At 71.7% G+C, this 22,299-nt stretch carries 20 protein-coding genes and 1 riboswitch; of the genes, 10 read left to right on the forward strand and 10 right to left on the reverse strand.

The features are described from left to right. Positions 1-73 precede the first annotated feature (73 nt). Positions 74-1,807 (forward strand): DNA repair helicase XPB, encoded by a 1,734-nt coding sequence (locus tag ACIQE0_RS04765; protein WP_402329075.1) that lies wholly within the window; start codon positions 74-76, stop codon positions 1,805-1,807. 3 nt (positions 1,808-1,810) lie between these two features. On the opposite strand, the gene ACIQE0_RS04770 is transcribed toward ACIQE0_RS04765, so the two are convergent. Both ACIQE0_RS04770 and ACIQE0_RS04775 read right to left on the reverse strand, forming a co-directional pair. Further along, positions 1,811-3,109: a glycosyltransferase 87 family protein gene (locus tag ACIQE0_RS04770; protein WP_402329077.1), complete on the reverse strand. Its 1,299-nt coding sequence runs from the start codon at positions 3,107-3,109 to the stop codon at positions 1,811-1,813. A 256-nt stretch (positions 3,110-3,365) separates the two neighbouring features. Further along, a complete protein-coding gene (locus ACIQE0_RS04775; protein WP_402329079.1) occupies positions 3,366-3,575 on the reverse strand; it encodes a hypothetical protein in 210 nt (69 codons plus the stop codon). 493 nt (positions 3,576-4,068) lie between these two features. Between ACIQE0_RS04775 and ACIQE0_RS04780 the strand changes: the two genes are divergently transcribed. Next, positions 4,069-6,141, forward strand: coding sequence for a HelD family protein (locus ACIQE0_RS04780; protein WP_402329258.1), 2,073 nt, complete (start codon positions 4,069-4,071; stop codon positions 6,139-6,141). A gap of 199 nt (positions 6,142-6,340) precedes the next feature. Here the strand turns inward: ACIQE0_RS04780 and ACIQE0_RS04785 are convergent, their stop codons facing one another. Next, positions 6,341-7,063, reverse strand: coding sequence for a copper homeostasis protein CutC (locus tag ACIQE0_RS04785; RefSeq protein ID WP_402329081.1), 723 nt, complete (start codon positions 7,061-7,063; stop codon positions 6,341-6,343). A 331-nt stretch (positions 7,064-7,394) separates the two neighbouring features. Between ACIQE0_RS04785 and ACIQE0_RS04790 the strand changes: the two genes are divergently transcribed. The 5 genes from ACIQE0_RS04790 (at position 7,395) to ACIQE0_RS04810 (ending at position 11,678) form a co-directional block, all read left to right on the forward strand. Further along, on the forward strand, positions 7,395-7,862 hold the full coding sequence (locus ACIQE0_RS04790) for a hypothetical protein (RefSeq protein WP_366332355.1): 468 nt from the start codon (positions 7,395-7,397) through the stop codon (positions 7,860-7,862). Beyond that, entirely contained in the window at positions 7,859-8,596 is a 738-nt protein-coding gene (locus tag ACIQE0_RS04795) for a hypothetical protein (protein WP_402329083.1), read from the forward strand. Before ACIQE0_RS04790 ends, ACIQE0_RS04795 begins: the two co-directional genes overlap by 4 nt. Positions 8,597-8,641: 45 nt before the next feature. Next, positions 8,642-9,496 (forward strand): transporter substrate-binding domain-containing protein, encoded by an 855-nt coding sequence (locus ACIQE0_RS04800; protein ID WP_402329085.1) that lies wholly within the window; start codon positions 8,642-8,644, stop codon positions 9,494-9,496. Positions 9,497-9,513: 17 nt separating this feature from the next. Beyond that, positions 9,514-10,191: a hypothetical protein gene (locus ACIQE0_RS04805; RefSeq protein ID WP_402329087.1), complete on the forward strand. Its 678-nt coding sequence runs from the start codon at positions 9,514-9,516 to the stop codon at positions 10,189-10,191. Positions 10,192-10,343: 152 nt separating this feature from the next. Continuing rightward, a complete protein-coding gene (locus tag ACIQE0_RS04810; protein ID WP_402329089.1) occupies positions 10,344-11,678 on the forward strand; it encodes a Cmx/CmrA family chloramphenicol efflux MFS transporter in 1,335 nt (444 codons plus the stop codon). A 116-nt stretch (positions 11,679-11,794) separates the two neighbouring features. On the opposite strand, the gene ACIQE0_RS04815 is transcribed toward ACIQE0_RS04810, so the two are convergent. Next, positions 11,795-12,073 carry a DUF4031 domain-containing protein gene (locus tag ACIQE0_RS04815; protein WP_366332350.1) on the reverse strand — a complete coding sequence of 93 codons (279 nt, stop codon included), beginning with the start codon at positions 12,071-12,073 and terminating at the stop codon, positions 11,795-11,797. 1 nt (position 12,074) lies between these two features. After that, positions 12,075-12,437, reverse strand: coding sequence for a hypothetical protein (locus ACIQE0_RS04820; protein ID WP_366332349.1), 363 nt, complete (start codon positions 12,435-12,437; stop codon positions 12,075-12,077). Between the two features lie 131 nt (positions 12,438-12,568). Here ACIQE0_RS04820 and ACIQE0_RS04825 point away from each other — a divergent pair, with 131 nt between their 5' ends. From ACIQE0_RS04825 to ACIQE0_RS04835, 3 genes are all read left to right on the forward strand, one after another. Then, entirely contained in the window at positions 12,569-13,510 is a 942-nt protein-coding gene (locus ACIQE0_RS04825) for a MurR/RpiR family transcriptional regulator (protein WP_402329091.1), read from the forward strand. Between the two features lie 37 nt (positions 13,511-13,547). After that, complete coding sequence (murQ, locus tag ACIQE0_RS04830) at positions 13,548-14,504, forward strand: N-acetylmuramic acid 6-phosphate etherase (RefSeq protein ID WP_402329093.1); 957 nt, start codon at positions 13,548-13,550, stop codon at positions 14,502-14,504. A gap of 75 nt (positions 14,505-14,579) precedes the next feature. Next, positions 14,580-16,211, forward strand: coding sequence for a PTS transporter subunit EIIC (locus ACIQE0_RS04835; RefSeq protein WP_402329095.1), 1,632 nt, complete (start codon positions 14,580-14,582; stop codon positions 16,209-16,211). A gap of 192 nt (positions 16,212-16,403) precedes the next feature. Here the strand turns inward: ACIQE0_RS04835 and ACIQE0_RS04840 are convergent, their stop codons facing one another. The 5 genes from ACIQE0_RS04840 to thrC form a co-directional block, all read right to left on the reverse strand. Continuing rightward, entirely contained in the window at positions 16,404-17,276 is an 873-nt protein-coding gene (locus ACIQE0_RS04840) for a DUF998 domain-containing protein (protein ID WP_402329097.1), read from the reverse strand. A 367-nt stretch (positions 17,277-17,643) separates the two neighbouring features. After that, the gene (groL, locus tag ACIQE0_RS04845; protein ID WP_366332344.1) at positions 17,644-19,266 is read right to left on the reverse strand and encodes a chaperonin GroEL; all 1,623 of its coding nucleotides are present in this window, start codon (positions 19,264-19,266) and stop codon (positions 17,644-17,646) included. Between the two features lie 430 nt (positions 19,267-19,696). Then, on the reverse strand, positions 19,697-19,900 hold the full coding sequence (locus ACIQE0_RS04850) for a cold-shock protein (RefSeq protein ID WP_004986573.1): 204 nt from the start codon (positions 19,898-19,900) through the stop codon (positions 19,697-19,699). Positions 19,901-20,362: 462 nt separating this feature from the next. Beyond that, entirely contained in the window at positions 20,363-20,641 is a 279-nt protein-coding gene (locus tag ACIQE0_RS04855; protein ID WP_402329100.1) for a MoaD/ThiS family protein, read from the reverse strand. A gap of 53 nt (positions 20,642-20,694) precedes the next feature. Next, positions 20,695-21,969, reverse strand: coding sequence for a threonine synthase (gene thrC / locus ACIQE0_RS04860; RefSeq protein ID WP_366332342.1), 1,275 nt, complete (start codon positions 21,967-21,969; stop codon positions 20,695-20,697). Between the two features lie 18 nt (positions 21,970-21,987). Further along, positions 21,988-22,143: riboswitch (SAM riboswitch) on the reverse strand. Between the last annotated feature and the right edge of the window lie 156 nt (positions 22,144-22,299).

Consider the following 22,299-nt stretch of genomic DNA (forward strand, 5'->3'; position numbering starts at 1 on the left):
GGGCACGGGGCTGGCCCGCACCTGAGCTGGAACGGTGTCTGTCACCTGCGCGATCCCATCAACGGAGGTATGTGTGTCCTGCTTGATCGTCCAGAGCGACAAGACGCTGCTGCTGGAGGTGGACCACGAGCAGGCGGACGCCTGCCGGCGGGCCATCGCGCCCTTCGCCGAACTGGAGCGGGCGCCCGAGCACATCCACACCTACCGGGTGACCCCGCTCGGCCTGTGGAACGCGCGGGCCGCCGGCCATGACGCCGAGCAGGTCGTGGACGCGCTGGTGCAGTTCTCGCGGTACCCGGTGCCGCATGCGCTGCTCGTCGACATCGCCGAGACGATGTCGCGGTACGGGCGGCTGACACTCACCAAGCACCCCGCGCACGGCCTGGTGCTCTCCACCACCGACCGCCCCGTACTGGAGGAGATCCTCCGCTCCAAGAAGGTGCAGCCGCTGGTCGGCGCGCGGATCGACCCGGACACGGTCGTGGTGCACCCCTCGGAGCGCGGGCAGATCAAGCAGACGCTGCTGAAGCTGGGCTGGCCGGCCGAGGACCTGGCCGGTTACGTGGACGGCGAGGCGCACCCGATCGAGCTGGCGGAGGACGGCTGGGCGCTGCGCCCGTACCAGGCGCAGGCCGTGGAGGGCTTCTGGCACGGCGGCTCCGGCGTCGTGGTGCTGCCCTGCGGCGCCGGCAAGACGCTGGTGGGCGCGGGGGCGATGGCACGGGCCAAGGCGACCACGCTGATCCTGGTCACCAACACCGTCTCGGCCCGGCAGTGGAAGCACGAGCTGGTGAAGCGGACGTCCCTGACCGAGGACGAGGTCGGCGAGTACAGCGGGACGAGGAAGGAGATCCGGCCGGTCACCATCGCCACGTACCAGGTGCTGACGACCAAGCGGAAGGGCGTCTACCCGCACCTGGAGCTGTTCGACTCCCGGGACTGGGGCCTGATCGTCTACGACGAGGTGCACCTGCTGCCCGCGCCGGTCTTCAAGTTCACCGCCGATCTCCAGGCCCGGCGGCGGCTCGGGCTGACCGCGACCCTGGTGCGGGAGGACGGCCGGGAGTCGGACGTCTTCTCCCTGATCGGACCCAAGCGGTTCGACGCCCCCTGGAAGGAGATCGAGGCCCAGGGGTACATCGCACCGGCGGACTGCGTCGAGGTGCGGGTGGACCTGACCGACGCGGAGCGGCTGGCGTACGCCACGGCCGAATCGGAGGAGAAGTACCGCTTCTGTGCCACCACGGACAGCAAGCAGCGGGTGACCGAGGCGCTGGTCCGGCGGCACGCGGGCGAGCAGACGCTGGTCATCGGGCAGTACATCGACCAGCTCGACGAACTGGGCGAGCACCTCGACGCCCCGGTGATCAAGGGCGAGACGAGCAACGCCCAGCGCGAGAAGCTCTTCGACGCCTTCCGCGAGGGCGAGCTCTCGGTGCTGGTGGTGTCCAAGGTCGCCAACTTCTCCATCGACCTGCCGGAGGCCACCGTCGCGATCCAGGTGTCCGGCACCTTCGGCTCCCGCCAGGAGGAGGCCCAGCGGCTGGGCCGGGTCCTGCGCCCCAAGGCGGACGGCCACGAGGCCCGCTTCTACTCGGTCGTCGCCCGGGACACCATCGACCAGGACTTCGCCGCCCACCGCCAGCGCTTCCTCGCCGAACAGGGCTACGCCTACCGGATCATGGACGCCCATGAGCTGCTGACCGCGGGCCGGACCGACCTCACGGGTGGGGACGACCTCATCGACGACGACCTCATGGGCGGGGACGGCCTCACCGCCGGAGAGGACGACCCGACTCCGGCGTGACCCTCAGGGGTGCGTCGCCGCGGCCGGCCGATCGCCGCTGCGCGGCTTGGGGACGCCCCGGGCGGCCGGCTCCCCTCCGGGGGCGCCGGTGCGCGGCGGCGTCCGGACCGTCCACCAGGCCAGCGCGGCCAGCAGCGCGAGGCCGAGCAGCGGATAGGGGGCGGCGAGCGGCTGCTGCCACCAGGCGAAGTGCAGCGCCCGCAGGCCACCGTGGTGGAGGACCCACATCGAGCGGGCGCTGAAGGCGACCGCGACGGCGCCCACCAGCGCCCAGCGCCAGGGGTCGCGCCGGGCGCGCGCGCTCAGCGCGGCCAGCAGCGGCACGCACCAGACCCAGTGGTGCGACCAGCTGATCGGCGAGACCAGCAGCGCCGTGACGGCCACGGCCAGCACACCCCAGAGGTCCCCGCCGCGGCGGGCGTACAGACGGCGGGCGATCCAGAGCCCGGCCACCCCGGTGACCACGGCCGCCGCCAGCCACCAGACGCCCGGTGTGGTGGTGCGCGCAAGCCGTGCGACCAGCCCCTGGAGCGACTGGTTGTCGACGATCCACACCTTGCCCACGCGCTGCGTCTCGAACATCCGCCGCGTCCAGAACTCCACGCTCGCCCCGGGCAGTACCAGCGCCCCCAGCAGCACCGACACCACGAACCCGGCCAGGACGGTGCACGCCGCCCTCACCCGACCCGTGATCAGCAGATAGACCGCGAAGATCGCAGGGGTGAGCTTGACGCCCGCGGCGAGCCCCGTGGCGAAGCCCTTGAAGCGGGCCCCGTCCGGACGGGAGAGATCCCACAGGACCAGACAGGTCAGGACGAGGTTGATCTGCCCGAAGACCAGGGTCTGGAAGACCGGTTCGAGCCAGATGCCAAGCGCGGTGGTGGCGAGGACCAGCGGCGCGGAGTACGCGGCCCGGCGCAGGCCGGCGGCCTTGCAGGAGAGATGGATCAACAACGCCAGCAGGGCCGCGTTGACCATCACGCAGGTGATCTTGAGGGTGGTGAGCGAGATCCAGGTGGTCGGGATGAACAGCAGGGCGGCGAACGGCGGATACGTCGCCGGCAGCGCCCACTTGGTGACCGTGAAGCCGTAGAGATCACCGCCGGTCGCGGCGGCCTGCCCCTCGGCGCGGTAGACCTCTATGTCGGACATCGGGAGCTGCACGGCCAGTGAGAGCGCGAACAGCCCGGCGCAGGACAGCGCCAGCAGCGCCGCGCCTGTCCCCAGCCGGCCGGGGCTCGCCAAGCTCTGCGCCCAGGTGCGTCTCCATGTCCACGTCCCCGTCCCGTCGGCGGCAGACAATCCTTGACCCCTCCTCGTCGCCCTGAGCGCGCGCTGGCTGCGGCGACGCTAGTGGATCGAGACCGACCGTCTGTAACGCTTTCCGGTCAAACGGATGTCCATGCGGAATCAGGCATCACACGCACGAATGGGGCGTGATGCCGCCTGTCTGACCGTGCGGCGCATGCGGTGCGGTGCGGCGCATGCGGTGCGGTGAAGTGCATGCGGTGCGGTGAAGTGAAAGCCGCGGTGCAGTGAAGCCGTGCGTGGTGGCGGATCAGCCCTCGGTGTACTCCCCCATCACCACCACGCTGAAGGCGGCGGCGGTGAAGACCTTGACCGCGCGCAGGGCGTTGCCCAGCGGGCGGCGGTGCTCGTGGGCGTCCGCCGAGCCGGCGGTGCGATCGGCGCCGAGGGCCGCGGCACCCTTGGCCGAACGGAGCGGGACGGCGTGGACGGAGGCTGAGGAAATCGTTGCGCTGCTCATGTCTCCATCATCGTTTTCACGTGAGTGGCGCACATCGCCCCACGGTGCGATCTCTCCGCGTCCCGGCATCAACCTCTGGGCCCACTCCATCCCCTACGGGAGACCTACGGGACGTGAGGGTTCTCCCCCTCCCCCGCCCGCCCACCGGAAAATCCATTGGCGCCCCAGACGGCCGCTGACTAAAATCGCGCGCCTGCCTGCCTCCCGTCAGGGGAGTGCCGCCGTCCGGTCGGAAACCGGGCGGCCCTCGCATCATGCCGACGCCCGCCGTCGCACCGGCGCCGCATACCAGGAATGACCCGCTACCGGAGGCAAGCCCGTGCCCTCGCACGCCCACCCGTCGCCCGACCACCACCCCTCAACGCCGGCGCTACGCACCGAAAGCCTGGACCCGTCGCCCGACCACCACCCCTCAACGCCGGCGCCACGCACCGAAAGCCTGGACCCGTCGCCCGACCACCACCCCTCAACGCCGGCGCCACGCACCGAAAGCCTGGACCCGTCGCCCGCTCAGGAGGCCGCGGCCGCCGACCCGCTCCAGCGGGAGCGTGCGCACCTCACCGCCTCCCGCGCCGCCCTGCGCGCCATGCGGGAGGACGCCCAGGCCCTCGACATCACGAACGTCACCGCGAACTGGGTCAACGCCGAGGTCCTCCAGGGCGAGATCGACGCCCGCATCAAGGCCCTCGCCGACCTCTCCGGCACCCCGCTCTTCTTCGGCCGGCTCGACTACCTCCACGCCCCCGGCCTCGACCTCGCCGAAGGCGCCATCGGGGAGAACTTCTACGTCGGGCGCCGCCACGTGCACGACACCGACGGCGACCCCATGGTCATCGACTGGCGCGCCCCGGTCTCCCAGCCGTTCTACCGGGCCTCCAAGAAGGACCCGATGGACCTCAAGCTGCGCCGCCGCTTCGGCTACACCGGTGGCGAGCTGACCGCCTACGAGGACGAGCACCTCACCGACCCGGCCGAGGCCGAGACCACCAGCGCCCTCCTCCAGGCCGAGATCGAGCGTCCGCGCGTCGGCCCGATGCGCGACATCGTCGCCACCATCCAGCCCGAGCAGGACGAGATCGTCCGGGCCGGCATCGGCGGCACGGTCTGCGTCCAGGGGGCGCCCGGTACCGGCAAGACCGCGGTGGGCCTGCACCGGGTCGCGTATCTGCTCTACGCCCACCGGGAGCGGCTGGCCCGCTCCGGCACCCTGGTGATCGGCCCGAACCGCTCGTTCCTCCAGTACATCGAGCAAGTGCTGCCCGCCCTGGGCGAGTTGGAGGTCAAGCAGGCCACGATCGACGACCTGGTCGGCCATGTGGAGGTGCGCGGCACGGACGACGCGGCCGCGGCCACCGTCAAGGGCGACGCGCGGATGGCCGCGGTGCTGCGCCGGGCGGTCCACTCGCACATCACGCCGCCGCAGGAGCCCTGCGTGGTGGTCCGCGGCTCCCGCCGCTGGCGTATTCCGGCGTATGAACTCGAAGAGATCGTGCAGGAGTTGCGGGACCGCGACATCCGTTACGGCGCGGCCCGCGAGGCGCTGCCGCAGCGGATCGCGCACGCCGTCCTGGTGCGGATGGAGCAGGCGGGCGAGGCACCCGACGACCGGGTGCAGGACGCGGTGGCCCGTAACGCCGCGGTGAAGGCTGCGGTCAAGGCGATCTGGCCGCCGGTCGACCCGGCGAAGCTGGTGCTGCGGCTGCTGGGCGACGCCGACTTCCTCGCCGAGCACGCCGAGGGGCTCCTCACCCCGGAGGAGCAGAAGACGATCCTGTGGACGAAGCCGGCCCGCAGCGCGAAGAGCGCCAAGTGGTCGTCCGCGGACGCGGTGTTGATCGACGAGACGATGGACCTGGTCAGCCGGACGCACTCGCTGGGCCATGTGGTGCTGGACGAGGCGCAGGACCTGTCCCCCATGCAGTACCGCGCGGTGGGCCGCCGCTGCACCACGGGTTCGGCGACGATCCTGGGCGACATCGCCCAGGGCACCACCCCGTGGGCGACCGACACCTGGGAGCAGGCGCTGACCCATCTGGGCAAGCCCGGTTCCACCGTCGAGGAGCTGACCCAGGGCTTCCGCGTGCCGCGCGAGGTCATCGCCTACGCGTCCCGGTTGCTGCCCGCGATCGCCCCCGACCTGAAGGAGGCCACCTCCATCCGCGAGTCCGCGGGCGACTTCGCGATCCGCACGGTGCGGCCGGCGGACCTGGACCAGACGGTCCTGACGGCCTGCCGCGACGCGCTGGCCAAGGAGGGCTCGATCGGCCTGATCGCCGCGGACGCGCGAATTCCGGTGCTGCGCACGGCACTTGAGGAGGCCGGGATCACCTGCCTGGCCCCGGGCGCGGAGACCTCGGCCGAGGCCCGGCTGACGCTGGTGCCCGCCACGTTGGCCAAGGGTCTGGAGTACGACTACGTGGTGGTGGACGAGCCGGCCGCCATCGTGGACGGCGAACCGGACGAGCGGACCGGCCTGCGCCGCCTCTATGTGTGCCTGACCCGCCCGGTCTCCGGCCTGACGATCGTCCACGCGACGGACCTGCCGGAGCACCTCGGGAACGACTGAGGCGACCGGGCGGGGCAGGCCGGGCGGGCCGGGCCGGGTGGGCCGGGTGGGCCGGGTGGGCCGGGCCAACTGGCAGTCCGCGCCTGGCAGTCGGCGAGGCCCCGGCCGGCCGGCCGGCCCCTTGGGCGGCCGGCCCGCACCCGCCCCCTACGGGAAGCGAGGGCGGGCGCCCCGGAGGCGCCGCCCCGTACACCCCGTCTCAGACCGGCGAGACCACCGGGGCGTCCAGGGCCGCCCGCCACTCCCGTACGGCCGCGGCGTCCACCGGGGCGCTCCAGCCGCCGGGGCGGGCGGCGCCCCCGATGTGGAAGGCGTCGAGCCCGGCCGCCCGCAGTTCCGGCAGGTGCTCCAGCCGGAGCCCGCCGCCGACCAGGATCCGCGGCGCGTACCCGGGCTCGTCCGCCGCGGTGCGCGCCTGCTCGGCGACCAGCGTCGCCAGCCCCGCGGCGACGCCCTCCGCGGCGCCCGCGGTCAGATACGTGTCGAGCCCGGCCGGCCCCGTGAGACCCGCCAGGTCTCTGCGGAGCGCGTCGCGGTCGGCGGCCCGGTCCACGGCCCGGTGGAACGTCCACCGGCACCCGTCGACCGCCTCGGCCAGCGCCCGCACCGCGGCGAGGTCCGCCCGCCCGCCCGGCGTCAGGAACCCCAGGACGAACTCCTGCGCCCCCTCCGCCCGCAGCGCCGCCGCCTGCGCGCACAGCGCGTCCACGTCGCCCGCCGCGAAGCCGTCGGCGGCGCGCAGCATCACCCGTAGCGGAATGTCGACGGCCGCGCGGATCGCGGCGAACGTGGTGCGCGACGGCGTCAGTCCGTCCGCCGCCATGTCCGCGACCAGTTCCAGGCGGTCGGCACCGCCGGCCTGCGCGGCGACCGCGTCCTCGGGGCCGAGGGCGATCACCTCCAGGAGCGCGCGCTGATTCATACGACCCAACCTTCCGATGACGAGCGACGTGGCAAGAGCGCGCGGGGCGGGCGGCCGGAGCGACGCCGCACGCACGTCCCGCGGCCCACCGCTCCCGCCCCTCACCCCACAACAGGTCTAGTCCAATACCCAGACTAAGCGCTCGCTGACCGCCGCACCGCCACCCGCCTCGCGACGCGGCCGAAATCCACCCGCCCTCCTCGTCTCCCACCCTCCCGAAACCACCCAATAAAGCGAGTGTGAATCAGCCTTCACATGGGTAACACGCCTTTCCTGTAAGGGCGTTGCAGCCATCCGCCGCCTGCCCGCAACCCGAGGACGGAGAAACTGAATGTCCGACCTTGCCACCGTATCTGCCGAAATAGCTCCATATCTCGTACTAGCGGCCAACAGCCTGGGCACCTCCGTCCTCACCGCCGCCCAGGACGAGATCGCCAAACGCACCGTGACCGCCGGCGAGGGCTTCTTCCGCCGCCTGCTGCACCGCCGCGACACCGCTCCCGGCGACGACACCGCACAGCCCCTCCTCGACACCGACCGCGCCGACGCCCTCGACCGCCTGCTGGCCACCCTCGACGACAACGACCGCCGGCTGCTCGCCGCCGCCCTGACCGCCTGGCTGAACTCCCCCGAGCACGACGCCGAAGGATTCCGCCACCACGTCGCGCAGCTCGCCGGAACCACCGGCCCGCGGGTCGTCCACCACAACACCGCCACCGGCCAGGGCTCCATCGTCGCCAGCGAGATCCACGGCACCATCACCATGGGAGGCGCCCCCCAGCCCCGGGGCGATGCATGAGCCCCCGGCGCCCGCACCGCCCGGGCCCGGGAGACACCCAGAACACCACCACCGCCCAGGGCGACTACTCCATCGCCGCCGGCTCCATCCGCAACGTCATCGTCCGCTGGGCCATGCAACACCCCAGCGCCCGCTGGCTGCCCCTGATCCTGGCCTGCGCCGGCCTGATCCTCGCCGGCACCGCCTGGCCGGACGGCCCGGCCGCCCAGTACGTCCTGTGGGGCATCCTGACAGCCCTCGCGCTCGCCACCGCCGCCGCCCGCGTCCTCGTCCAACGCCCGCGCGACGCCCGGATCGTGGCCGCACTCTCCCTCGTCTCCGTCCTGGCCACCGTCGGCGGCTGGCTGGCCTTCCGGAGCGTCGCCACCCACGGCGAGATCGACGTCACGGGCAAGGTCGCACCGCTGGCACAGCGCTCCCTGACCAACGGCGCCCGCTACACCCTCACCCTGGACATCGACGCCCCCAAGGAGTCCCGCAACACCCTGCGCCTCACCCTGGCCATCGACGACCACGACCGCAACGGCCCCACCTGCCGCCCGGATTCCTCGGCCGAGCTCACACTGCTCCCCTCCGGCGACATGACCCGACCGGCCACCGTCCGCCACGGCGGCACCGCCGAGTTCCCCCTGGGCGCACAGGTCCGCACCGCGCGGGTCAGCGTCGAGCTCACCACCGCCCCCGGCTGCCGGCTGGACATCCGCACCACCCACGCCGCCCTCTACGACAAGTGACCCCACCGCACACGTCCGTGCCTCGCGCGGAGAAACGGGGATCCCATGACGATGCGCCGTAGCACGCTGGCGCCCTTGCTGCTCCTCGTCGGCCTCGCGGCGACCGCCTCCGCCTGCGGCTCCTCAGCGGAGTCCCTTTTCCAGTCCGGAAAAGTCGATGTGGGAATAAAGAACGACCAGCCCGGCACCAGCGCCATCGAGCACTACCAGCCCATCGGATTCGACGTCGCGGTCGCCAACCACGTGCTCAAGAAACTCAAGGTGGAACCGGATTTCGGCGAAGTCCCCTCCGAACTGCGCAGCACCGTCCTCCACAACAAGAAGAAGGACCTGGTCGTCGCGACCTTCTCCATCACCCCCAAGCGCATGGAGGACCTCGACTTCGTCGGCCCCTACGCCTCCACCCCTCAGGGATTCATGGTCCTCAAGGACGAGCGCGGCATCCGAAACCTCTCGGACCTCCATCACAAACGCGTCTGCGCCTGGACCGGAACGACCTCCACCGACACCCTCAAGAAATACACCGGCAGCTTCCCCTACGACGCCTCCGACGCCTCCAGCTGCATCGAGGACCTGCGTACGGGACACGCCGCCGCGGTCTCCACCGACCTGATGATCCTCTACGGATTCACCCAGAAGTACAAGGATTTGAAGGTCGTCCCGAACCTCACCATCGGCCCGCCCAACCGCTACGGAATCGCCATGGCGAAAGGCCATCGCGACGACTGCTACAAACTCCGCGACGCACTGCGCGAATACGTGGAATCCAGCGACTGGGAACAGGACTTCAAGCAGTCGCTCGACTCGATTCCCTCGGCCGACCCCGACTGGATTTCCCACTACAAACCCAATGTGGACCTGATCGACCTCCATTCCTGCCGCGACGAGCCCGGCTCCTGACCGGCACAATGACGCCCATGACCGACCCCCACCACGCCCTGGCCGCCCGCTGGGCGGCCACCGTGGCCCAGGCCCGCGGCGCCCAGGAGGGCCCCGACCCCACCCCGTACGCGGACAACCTCCTCCGCCGCTGGGCCGAACCGCAGCGCCGCTACCACACCACCGACCACCTCATCGCCGTCCTCGACCGGATCGACGAACTCGCCGCGTACGCCGAGGACCTGCCCACCGTCCAGCTGGCGGCCTGGTTCCACGACGCCGTCTACCGGCCCGACCGCTCCGAGAACGAGGAGCGCAGCGCCGCCCTCGCCGAGCGCGCCCTCCCCGAACTGGGCATCGCCGCGCCCCGTACGGCCGAGGTCGCCCGCCTCGTCCGCCTCACCGTCACCCACGCCCCGGCGCCCGACGACCGCGACGGCGCCGTCCTGTGCGACGCCGACCTGGCCGTACTGGCCGGCTCCCCCGACGCCTACGCCGCCTACGCCGCCGCCGTCCGCGCCGAGTACGCCTTCGTCCCCGACCCGGACTTCCGGGCCGGCCGCGCCGCCGTCCTGCGCCAACTCCTCGCGCTGCCCCGCCTGTTCCGGACCCCATGGGCGCACGACCACTGGGAGGGGCCGGCCCGGCACAACCTGTCGACCGAGCTCGCCCTCCTGGAGAGCGGCAGCGACCACCGCACCGGCGAGAGCGACTGACCGGGGCGGACGGCAGCGCCTGACCGGGGCGGGCACACGCCCCGTGGCCGGCGGGCGAGCGGTCCGTGGCCGACCGGCGGGCGCTCTGCGGGTGGCGGACGACACCCCGCAACCGGGAATGCCCACACCCGCCCGGCCGGTTGGTACCTGTCATGCCAGCACCATCCGCCCCCGGTCCCCGCGCCCGCCTCCCCATCGCCGTCTACGTCCTTGGCCTGTCCGTATTCGCCCTGGGCACCAGCGAGTTCATGCTTTCGGGCATCCTCCAGCCGCTCGCCCGCGATCTGCGGGTCTCCATCCCGCAGGCCGGACTGCTGGTCTCCGCGTTCGCCATCGGGATGGTGGTCGGCGCCCCCGTACTGGCCGCGGCCACGCTCCGCCTGCCCCGCCGCACCACCCTGATATCCCTGCTCGCCCTCTTCGGCCTCGGCCAGGTCGCCGGCGCCCTGTCGCCCTCCTACTCCGTGCTCTTCGTGTCCCGGGTGGTGAGCGCGCTGGCCTGCGCCGGTTTCTGGGCGGTGGGCGCGGCCGTGGCCGTCTCGCTCGTCCCGGTCAACGCCCGGGCCCGCGCCATGGCCGTCATGGTCGGCGGCCTGAGCATCGCCAACATCGCCGGCGTACCGGCCGGCGCCCTGCTGGGCCAGCACGCCGGCTGGCGCTCGGCCTTCTGGGCGGTGGCGGTGCTCACCGCGATCGGCCTCGTCGGCGTCGTCGCCCTCGTGCCGCGGACGGAGGTGCCCACCGGCGAGGACCGCCCGCAGCTCCGCCGCGAGCTGACCATCTACAAGGACAAGCAGGTCTGGCTGGCGCTGATCGCCACCGCCATGAACGGCGCCGCGGTCTTCGCCCTCTTCTCGTACCTCTCCCCGCTCCTGACCGACACCGCGGGCCTGGCCGAGAGCTGGGTGCCGGGGGTGCTGGTGCTGTTCGGCGTCGGCGCGCTGATCGGTACGTTCATCGGCGGCCGGATCGCCGACGCCCACCTCTTCGGCACGCTCTTCGGCGGCATCGCGGCCTCCACCGTCGTCCTCACCGTCCTGGCGCTGACCGCCCACAGCCCGATCGCCGCCGTGGCCCTCTCCCTCATGCTCGGCGTCACGGCCTTCACCACGGCCCCGGCCCTCAACGCCCGGATGTTCAACGTGGCGAACGCGGCCCCGACCCTCGCCGGCGCCACCACCACCGCCGCCTTCAACATCGGCAACACCCTCGGCCCCTGGCTGGGCGGCGTGACGATCAGCGCCGGCTGGGGCTACCCGTCCGTCGCCTGGACCGGCGCGGCCCTCGCCGCCGTCGCCGTCCTCACCACCGCACTCGCCTACCGGATGCACCGCGCTACGGGGCGGTCGCGCGTTGTGGCGGTGTCGGGTGGGGGCGGTGTGACGCCGGGGAGGGCCGCCACGTCGCCCCGTAGGGCCCCCTCCCCCACCGGCAGCGAGGCCCCCTCCCCCACCTCCACCACCGTCGACGCCACGGAAACCCGCTGACGCCCCCGCCGCCTCGCCGGTCCGGCCGCCGCATGCAGCGGCCGGACCGGCTCTTTCTTCGGCTCCCGCCTCACCCGCGTCGGCCGCCACCCGTCACCATGCGCCCGAGCGCCGCTTCACACGGCTCCCCGGCGATCACGGTGCTTCGGGCGCCGCAGCCCCGCTTCCGTGAGCCGGCGGACCAGCTCCTTGGAACCGACCTCCACCGCCCCCGCCCGCACGGCATCGTCATACCGCTCGGCCGGCAGGTCGTAGTGATCGCGCTCGAAGGCCCGCCGCGGCACGCCCATCGCGGCCGCGAAGCGGTGCAGTTCGTCGAACGACCGGTCACTGACCAGGTGCGACCACATACGACCGTGCCCAGGCCAGATGGGCGGGTCGATATAGATCGCCACCTCAGCCCTCCGCCGGCGCCCGCAGCCGCCCGACCGGGGCGACGGCCACCGCCGTCTTCGGACACACCCAGTGCGGGTCCGGGCCCAACTCCGGCTCCACATCCAGCGCGTGTGGATCACCGGCGTCCGTGCACACCGGACACAGCGGCCACCGTCCGTACCGCTCCAGCAGGGCGTCCTGTACGTCCTGCGCTATGAGTCCCGCGACGAACGAGGCACCTTCAGGCCACTGCTCCACCCACCATCGGCGGTGCGTGACCGCGTCCTCGACGAGCGAGACGATCTCGGCGTCCGCGACGTCGTCGGCCATCAGGTCGGCGAGCACCAGCGCTCGCGCGGCGTGCAATGCCTGTTCCAGCTCCATGACCTCATTCTCGCCCGAGCCGCCGCACAGCCGAAGTTATCCACAGGCCGGCGGCCGACGCCGTCCGCGGTCTATCCACAGGCTTCACGGAGGGTGTTGACGCGCCGCGGCGCTGAAAATAGCTTTCAGCCATGACGAGCGCGATGAAGGAAACTTTCAGGAGCAGCAGACCGACCTCGCCCCCGCCCCCGCCGGCTCCGCCCGCCCCCGCGGCGCTGGCCTCCAAGGTCCGCACGCTCGCACCGACGATGACCCGCTCCATGCAGCGGGTGGCCGAGACGGTCGCCGGCGATCCGGCCGGCTGCGCCGCCCTCACCGTCACGGGCCTCGCCGAGCGCACCGGCACCAGCGAAGCCACCGTCGTGCGCACCTCCCGCCTCCTCGGCTATCCGGGCTACCGCGATCTGCGCCTCGCCCTCGCCGCCCTCGCCGCGCAGCAGGCGACCGGCAGCGCACCCGCCGTGACGGCCGACATAGCGGTCGACGACTCCCTGGTCGACGTCGTCACCAAGCTCGCCCAGGAAGAGCAGCAGTGCCTCGCCGACACCGCCGCCGCACTGGACGTCACCCAGTTGGAGGCATCCGTCGCCGCCCTCGCCGCCGCGCGCCGGATCGACGTCTACGGAATAGGCGCCTCCAACCTCGTCGCGCAGGACCTGGTCCAAAAGCTGCTGCGCATCGGCCTGATCGCGCACGCCCACTCCGACCCGCACCTCGCCGTGACCAACGCCGTGCAGATGCGCGCCCGCGACGTGGCCATCGCGATCACCCACTCCGGCCGCACGACGGACGTCATAGAGCCGCTGCGGGTCGCCTTCGACCACGGCGCGACGACGATCGCCATCACCGGCCGCCCCGACGGCGAGATCGCCGCCTACGCCGACCACGTCCTGACCACGTCCACGGCCCGCGAGAGCGAGCTGCGCCCCGCGGCCATGTCCTCCCGCACCAGTCAACTCCTCGTCGTGGACTGCCTCTTCATAGGCGTCGCCCAGCGCACCTACGAAACGGCCGCCCCCGCCCTCTCCGCCTCCTACGAAGCCCTCGCCCACCGCCACCACCCCCATCCCTGACCCCTCCGCGCCCACCACCCCAAGGAGCCCCGCCCGTATGCCGCCGACCGATCCCCACTACGCAGCCCTGCGCACCCAGCTGGAGTCCCTCACCACCGAGGCGTTCCGCCCCGACCTCGCCGACATCGACCGCCGCCCGACCCTCGACATCGCCCGCCTGATGAACGACGAGGACGCCACCGTCCCCGCCGCCGTCGCCGCACGCCTCCCCGAGATCGCCGCCGCCATCGACGCCACCGCCGCCCGCATGGCCCGCGGCGGCCGCCTGATCTACGCCGGCGCCGGCACGGCCGGCCGCCTCGGCGTCCTGGACGCCAGCGAATGCCCGCCCACCTTCAACACCGACCCGTCCGAAGTCCTCGGCCTGATCGCGGGCGGCCCGTCCGCGATGGTCACCGCCGTCGAAGGCGCCGAGGACAGCAAGGAGCTGGCCGCCGCCGATCTGACCGCGCTCGCCGTCGCCGACCGCGACGTCGTCGTCGGCATCTCCGCCTCCGGCCGCACCCCCTACGCCATCGGCGCCGTCGAGCACGCCCGGACCATCGGCGCCCTGACCATCGGCCTGTCCTGCAACGCCGATTCCGCCCTCGCCGCGGCCGCCGAGCACGGCATCGAGATCGTCGTCGGCCCCGAGCTGATCACCGGCTCCACCCGCCTCAAGGCGGGCACCGCCCAGAAGCTCGTCCTCAACATGATCTCGACGATCACCATGATCCGTCTGGGCAAGACCTTCGGGAACCTGATGGTCGACGTCCGCGCCTCCAACGACAAGCTGCGGGCCCGCTCACGCCGCATCGTCGCGCTCGCCACCGGCGCCTCCGACCTGGAGATCGAGGCCGCCCTCACCGAGACCGACGGCGAGGTGAAGAACGCCATCCTCGTCCTGCTCGGCGGTGTCGACGGCCACGAGGCGGCCCGCCTCCTCAACGCTTCCAAGGGCCACCTCCGCACCGCCCTCCAGTCCGCCCCCGACCCCACCCACCACAGCACCTGACCCTCGCCTCACCCCGCCCCGTCCGCCGTCCCCCACCCCACCTGGCCCCATTGACCGCACAGCAAGGCACCGCCCATGAGCGAAGACAAGCACCGCGCCACCGCCGCCGCGCTCCTCCCCCTCGTCGGCGGCGCCGACAACGTCATCTCCGTCGCCCACTGCATGACCCGCCTCCGCCTGGGCATCAAGGACCGCTCCCTGGTCCAGGACGACGCCCTCAAGGCGCTCCCCGCCGTCCTCGGCGTCGTGGAGGACGACACCTACCAGATCGTGCTCGGCCCCGGCACGGTCGCCCGCGTCACCCCCGAGTTCGAACGCCTCATCACCGAAGCCCCCACACTCACGGTCACCCCCACCCCATCATCAGCCGACGAGTACCCCCGCACCCCGACCGAAGCCCCGACCACCGTCGCCCCCGCTGCCTCCTCCTCCACCACCGCCGCCGACCTGGCCGCCCAAGGCGCCGCCCTCAAAGCCCGCCAGAAGTCTCGCAACGCCACCCCCGTAAAGCTGTTCCTCCGCCGCATCGCCGACATCTTCGTGCCGCTGATCCCCGCCCTCATCGGCTGCGGCATCATCGCCGGCCTCAACGGCCTGCTCACCAACGCCGGTTGGCTGCCCGCCCTGGTCCCGGCCCTGACCGCCCTCGCCTCCGGCTTCATGTCCCTGATCGCGGTCTTCGTCGGCCACAACACCGCGAAGGAGTTCGGCGGCACCCCCGTCCTGGGCGGCGCGGTCGCCGCGGTCACCGTCTTCCCGGGCATCGCCCACGTCACCGCGTTCGGCCGGCAACTCGCCCCCGGCCAGGGCGGCGTCCTCGGCGCCCTGGCCGCCGCCCTCCTCGCCGCCCAGCTGGAGAAGCAGCTCCGCAGACGCGTCCCCGAAGCCCTGGACGTCCTCCTCACCCCCACCCTCACCGTCCTCCTCACCGGACTGGTCACCGTCTTCGGCCTGATGTGGGCCGCCGGTGAGGTCTCCACCGCCATCGGCACCGCCGCCGGCTGGCTGCTCACCCACGGCGGCGCCATCGCCGGCTTCCTCCTCGGCGGCCTCTTCCTCCCCCTGGTGATGCTGGGCCTCCACCAAGCCCTCATCCCCATCCACACCACCCTGATCCAGCAGCAGGGCTACACCACCCTCCTCCCGATCCTCGCCATGGCCGGCGCCGGCCAGGTGGGCGCCGCCCTCGCCCTCTACGTCCGCCTCCGCCGCAACCACTCACTCCGTACGACGATCCGCTCCGCCCTCCCCGCCGGCCTGCTCGGCGTCGGCGAGCCCCTGATCTACGGCGTCTCGCTCCCCCTCGGCCGCCCCTTCGTCACCGCCTGCCTCGGCGGTGCCTTCGGCGGCGGCTTCATCGGCCTCTTCAACCAACTCGGCGACGCCGTCGGCACCACCGCCATCGGCCCCTCCGGCTGGGCCCTCTTCCCCCTGGTCAAGGGCAACCACTCACTCACCACCACGCTCACCGTCTACGCCCTCGGCCTCCTCATCGGCTACGCCGTCGGCTTCGTCGCCACCTACCTCTTCGGCCTCAGCGCACAGCAGCGCACAAACCTCAACTCGCCCGCCGGCGAGCCGCATACGACCCGAGCCACCGACGCCACGCCCCACACTGCCCTCCACACGTCAGATCCGGACATCCAGACCACCCACGGCACGCAAGGCCTCCGGGTGGCCACCTCCACATCCCCCTCCGGGGACTGAGCACCGACAACCAAGACCAGAAAGCAGAACGCCGAAAGCAGGAGGCAGGAAGCAAAGGCCCCAAACAGAGAACCGGAAGCCGAAAGTCGGAAGCCAGAGCCAGAGCCAGCCGCGGCAAGCCGGCGGCAACGAGCCGGAATCCACAACTCCGCCGCACCTCACCCCGACCAGCCCACCCCCTGCCCGCCACGCTCAGGCAGTCCCCTCCCGACCGGACGCCTCCGGGCCCGCTCCCCCAGGGCCGGCCCCTTCCCCACCAGATCCGTTCCCGCGTCCAACGGGTGCGCTCCGCCATACGCGCCCGAGCCCGTCCACGTACCGCATCCAACGACCGTCCCAGCGGCCCGCCCAGCGTCGCCGCCTGCGCGCCGAGCGCCCCAACTCCGTGGCCAGCAGGGCGTACCACACGCCCACCAGCACCAGATGGGCACGCTGCGGGACACCGTGCCAGCCGGGGTGGCCGACGAGCGGGCCGACGGTGAGGATCGCGGCGGGCATCGCCATGGCCAGGACGCGCGGCCCCCAGCGGCGGACCAGCGGCATCGGCGGGCGCTGGACGACGGCGGCGCGGCTCAGGGACGCCATCGAGGCGAAGAGGAAGAAGTGGGCGAAGGCACTGGTGGCGGTGTGCCAGGGGTGGACGGCCTCGCAGCCGGACTCCACCGAGGGGGCGCAGGCCATGGGGAGGAGGACGTCGGCCAGTGAGGAGAGGCCGAGGCCGGCCAACGAGAGCCAACCCGCGCGGGCCCAACGGCCGTGGCCCATGGGCGTACTGCGGGCGAGCAGGGCGCCGGTGATGACCAGGAGGGCGCAGCCGCTCTCCAGACCGCTGAAGAGGACGCGGAACGGCTGGTCGGCGGCGTAGAGCTCGCTGACGTAGGAGTGCCGGGGATCGAGGCCGGTGGGGAGCGCGAACTCCAGCAGCCACCAGTTGTAGAGCAGGGCGGCGGCACCGAAGAGGCCGGCCGCGGCGGCCTCCCGGCCGGCGTAGCGGGTGGTGGGCGCGACCACGGGCTCGTAGACGGTGCGGGCACCGGTCCGTGTGGGGTTCGGGACGTTCGGCACGGGCGGGTCCTGTTCCGGGTGGGGGCGGGGGCCTGGGGCCTGTCCGATGGGACCTGTGCGGGCCCGCGCAGCCCCATCGGACAGGGCCCAGTGCGAAGGGTCTCCCCGGTGGGGCCCGCTCCGTTGGCGCGCCGGTCGGAGGCACGCCGAGCCGCCACCCGTCAGGCCGAACCCGTCCCCTGATGCCCATGCCCTGATCGCATGGCCCGGCCCTCGCCGCCGTGCCCTTCCGTGCGCTCCCGTCGCGCCTCTCCCCTGCTCCGCCGTCGCCACCCCGGGGGCAGGAAAAACGCCGCCGGGGCGGCACCCCCTGTGAGAGGGGTGCCGCCCCGGCGAACGGAACAGAACTCGATCAACCAGAGGTCGATCAGAAGTCCATGTCACCGCCCGGCATGCCGCCCGGAGCGGCCGCGGCGGCCTTCTCCGGCTTGTCGGCGATGACGGCCTCGGTGGTGAGGAACAGCGCCGCGATGGAGGCGGCGTTCTGCAGCGCGGAGCGCGTGACCTTGGCCGGGTCGATGATGCCCTCGGCGATCATGTCGACGTACTCGCCGGACGCGGCGTTCAGACCGTGACCGGGGGTCAGGTTGCGCACCTTCTCCACGATGACGCCACCCTCGAGGCCGGCGTTCACGGAGATCTGCTTGAGCGGGGCCTCCAGGGCCAGCTTCACGGCGGCGGCACCGGTGGCCTCGTCGCCGTCCAGCTCCAGCTTCTCGAAGACCGAGGAAGCCTGCAGCAGGGCCACGCCACCACCGGCGACGATGCCCTCCTCGACGGCCGCCTTCGCGTTGCGAACGGCGTCCTCGATGCGGTGCTTGCGCTCCTTGAGCTCGACCTCGGTCGCGGCACCGGCCTTGATGACGGCCACGCCGCCGGCCAGCTTCGCGAGGCGCTCCTGGAGCTTCTCGCGGTCGTAGTCCGAGTCGCTGTTCTCGATCTCGGCGCGGATCTGGTTGACCCGGCCCTGGACCTGCTCGCTGTCGCCGGCACCGTCGACGATGGTGGTCTCGTCCTTGGTGATGACGACCTTGCGGGCGCGGCCGAGCAGGTCGAGACCGGCGTTCTCCAGCTTGAGGCCGACCTCCTCGGAGATGACGGTGCCACCGGTGAGGATGGCGATGTCGCCGAGCATGGCCTTGCGGCGGTCACCGAAGCCGGGGGCCTTGACCGCGACGGACTTGAAGGTGCCGCGGATCTTGTTGACGACCAGGGTCGACAGGGCCTCGCCCTCGACGTCCTCGGCGATGATCAGCAGCGGCTTGCCGGACTGCATGACCTTCTCCAGGAGAGGCAGCAGGTCCTTCACGTTGCCGATCTTGGAGTTGACGATGAGGATGTACGGGTCCTCGAGCGCCGCCTCCATGCGCTCCATGTCGGTCGCGAAGTACGCCGAGATGTAGCCCTTGTCGAAGCGCATACCCTCGGTGAGCTCCAGCTCCAGACCGAAGGTCTGGGACTCCTCGACGGTGATGACGCCTTCCTTGCCGACCTTGTCCATGGCCTCGGCGATCAGCTCGCCGATCTGCGGGTCGGCGGCGGAGATGGACGCGGTGGAGGCGATCTGCTCCTTGGTCTCGATCTCCTTGGCCTGGTCCAGCAGCGCACCGGAGACGGCCTCGACGGCCTTCTCGATGCCGCGCTTGAGGGCCATCGGGTTGGCGCCGGCGGCGACGTTGCGCAGCCCCTCGCGGACCAGCGCCTGGGCCAGGACGGTCGCGGTCGTCGTGCCGTCACCGGCGACGTCGTCCGTCTTCTTCGCGACCTCCTTGACCAGCTCGGCGCCGATCTTCTCGTACGGGTCCTCCAGCTCGATCTCCTTGGCGATGGACACACCATCGTTGGTGATCGTGGGGGCGCCCCACTTCTTCTCAAGGACGACGTTGCGGCCCTTGGGGCCGAGGGTGACCTTGACGGCGTCGGCGAGCTGGTTCATACCGCGCTCAAGGCCGCGCCGCGCCTCCTCGTCGAACGCGATGATCTTGGCCATGTGAAGTGGTCCCTCCGGACTGGGGCTGGAAAACTCGGACCGCGCTGGCGCCCGCGACGGACGGCCTGCCTGCCCGGTGGTTCCTTGCCCCACCTGGCATGCGGGCCTCACCGACCCGGTCCATTCAGCACTCTCACGGGGAGAGTGCTAACGCAATGATTAGCACTCGCACCCACCGAGTGCAAGCGCCTGACGGGCGGGACCGTCACCTCTCCTCGCACGCGCCCGCGCGTGGACGCGCGTGGACGCGCGGGGCGCGCACGCGACGCAGGCCCGGCACCTGCGGGAACCCGCACCACCCCGCACCTCGGCACTTTCGCGCGGGCGCGGGCGAACGGAGGTCCACCGGAGGGGCCTGGGAACAGCAGAAGGCCCGCAACCCCGTACTGGGGATGCGGGCCTTCTTCCAACGATGCAGTCGGCCGCCGCCTCAGGCGGTGACCCGGACCATGTCCGCCTGTGGCCCCTTCTGGCCCTGCGAGATCTCGAACTCGACCCGCTGACCCTCCTCCAGGGTGCGGTACCCGTCCATCTGGATCGCGCTGTAGTGGACGAAAACATCCGCACCACCGTCGACCGCGATGAAGCCGTACCCCTTCTCCGCGTTGAACCACTTGACGGTGCCCTGAGCCATGCCTAACTCCCCTATTACTGGCCCTTGCGCAGGACCGCACTCCGCGGACCCGGGTCAGACCTCACCCCCCGGAAATGGTCCGCGGGGTGTGCGCCGGAACGCGTCGACCGCCGCTGAATGTATCTGGACCGATGCCCAGCGCAACAGGTCAATCGGACGAGAATTCTGGCGGCGAAGAAACGGCCGCATACGCTCAAATGCCGTTATTCCAGGGCAAGTCGGGCCGGGAATAAGCCACACAAACGGCAAACCGCGCACACAACTTGCGCACAAGTCGCCCCGCTCTCATATGCGTTCGGCATGTACGCAGAGATAAACGGAGGGGGATCACCCCAATGGTATCGCCTTTCACAACACGGAATTGCCCCGTCCGTTTCATACGGGCGGGGCAATTTCCGGTCACCACCCCGGCAGAGTTGGCGCAAATTCGATCCGCGCACTCCACACCGGGCGGGCGCGCATTCAGCAGCCTCCGGCCACCGCCGGGATGATCGAGACGCCCGCACCCGAAGGCGTCGGGGTCTCCAGGCCCTGCTCGAAGCGGACGTCGTCGTCGTTGACGTAGACGTTGACGAAGCGGCGGAGCTTGCCGGCGTCGTCGAGCACCCGGGCGGCGATGCCCTGGTGGTTCCTCTCCAGGTCGGCGATCACCTCGGAGAGGTTCGTGCCCTCGGCCGGGACCTCGGCCTTGCCGCCGGTGTACGTGCGCAGGATGGTGGGGATGCGGACCGTGACGCTCATGTTGCTGCCTCCAGGGGCTACGGGGATGGGGGTCGGCAGGGGCAGGGACCGGCTCAACCCGCCAGGCCGGACGCGCGGAACGCGTCCAGGTCCGGCCGGATGGTGGCGGTGGGCCCGGAGGCGACGGCGTCGAGGGTCTTCAGGCCGTCGCCGGTGTTCAGCACCACCGTGGTCAACGACGGGTCCAGGACGCCGTTCTCGATCAGCTTCCTGGTCACGCCGACGGTCACCCCGCCCGCGGTCTCCGCGAAGATGCCCTCCGTACGGGCCAGCAGCTTGATGGCGTCCACGATCTGCGGATCGGTGACGTCCTCGACCGCGCCGCCGGTGCGCCGCGCGATGTCGAGCACATACGGGCCGTCGGCCGGGTTGCCGATCGCCAGCGACTTGGCGATGGTCTGCGGCTTCTGCGGTTTGACGACATCGTGCCCGGCCTTGAAGGCCGCGGAGACCGGCGAGCAGCCCTCGGCCTGGGCGCCGAAGATCCGGTACGGCCGGTCCTCGACCAGACCGAGGGCGATCAGCTCCTTCAGCCCCTTGTCGATCTTGGTGAGCTGGGAGCCGGAGGCGATCGGGATGACCAGCTGGTCCGGCAGCCGCCAGCCCAACTGCTCGCAGATCTCGTACGCCAGCGTCTTGGAGCCCTCGCCGTAGTAGGGGCGGAGGTTGACGTTGACGAAGCCCCAGCCCTCGCCCAGCGGGTCGCCGATGAGCTCGGAGCAGAAGCGGTTGACGTCGTCGTAGTTGCCCTCGATGGCGACCAGGTCGCCGCCGTAGACCGCGGCCATCACGACCTTGCCGGGCTCCAGGTCGTGCGGGATGAAGACGCAGGACTTCAGGCCCGCGCGGCGCGCCGCGGCGCCGACCGCGCCGGCGAGGTTGCCGGTCGAGGAGCAGGAGAGGGTGGTGAAGCCGAAGGCGCGGGCGGCCTCGACGGCGATCGCGACGACCCGGTCCTTGAAGGAGTGGGTGGGGTTGCCGGAGTCGTCCTTGACGTACAGGCCGCCGGTGACGCCCAGCTCGGCGGCGAGCCGGTCGGCCTTGACGAGCTTGGTGAGTCCGGGGTTGAGGTTGGGCTTGTCGGCCACGTCGGCGGGGACGGGCAGCAGCGGCGCATAGCGCCAGATGTTGGGGGGACCGGCCTCGATCCGCTTCTTCAGGTCCTCGGGGTCACCGGTCGGCAGGTCGTAGGCCACTTCGAGCGGTCCGAAACACTCCTGGCACGCGAAGATCGGGCCGAGCGGGAAGCGCTGCCCGCATTCGCGGCAGGAGAGTGCGACGGCGGGTCCGAGAGCGACAGCGGTGGGTTCCGTTGCTTGCACAGCCATGGGAGGCGAGGCCCTTTCTCCTCATCTTCCTCACGACGCATCTCGCCGTGAGACGGATTTGGCACCTTCCCTAGCCGGGAGCCTCGCGCACGCACTGTGCTCGTGCGGCGGAGACCGACTGGAGGGTTGCCGGGGCTTCAACGGGCCGTATCCCTCTGCCCCTCTGGATGAGCGGTATGGCACTGGGACGAGCCCAGGCGTTTGTCGCGCGGCGACCCCGACATGCGACGGGCCTCCGCGTTGTTCAAGACTGTAACGGAAGGCACTGTCCGTTGAGATAGTCGTCCGGTCCGCGAGATGGATCACACGAACGGACCCCGGCCCGGGGCC

Origin of the sequence: Streptomyces sp. NPDC093097 (assembly GCF_044754325.1) — a bacterium.
In the GTDB taxonomy this organism is placed as follows: Bacteria; Actinomycetota; Actinomycetes; order Streptomycetales; family Streptomycetaceae; genus Streptomyces.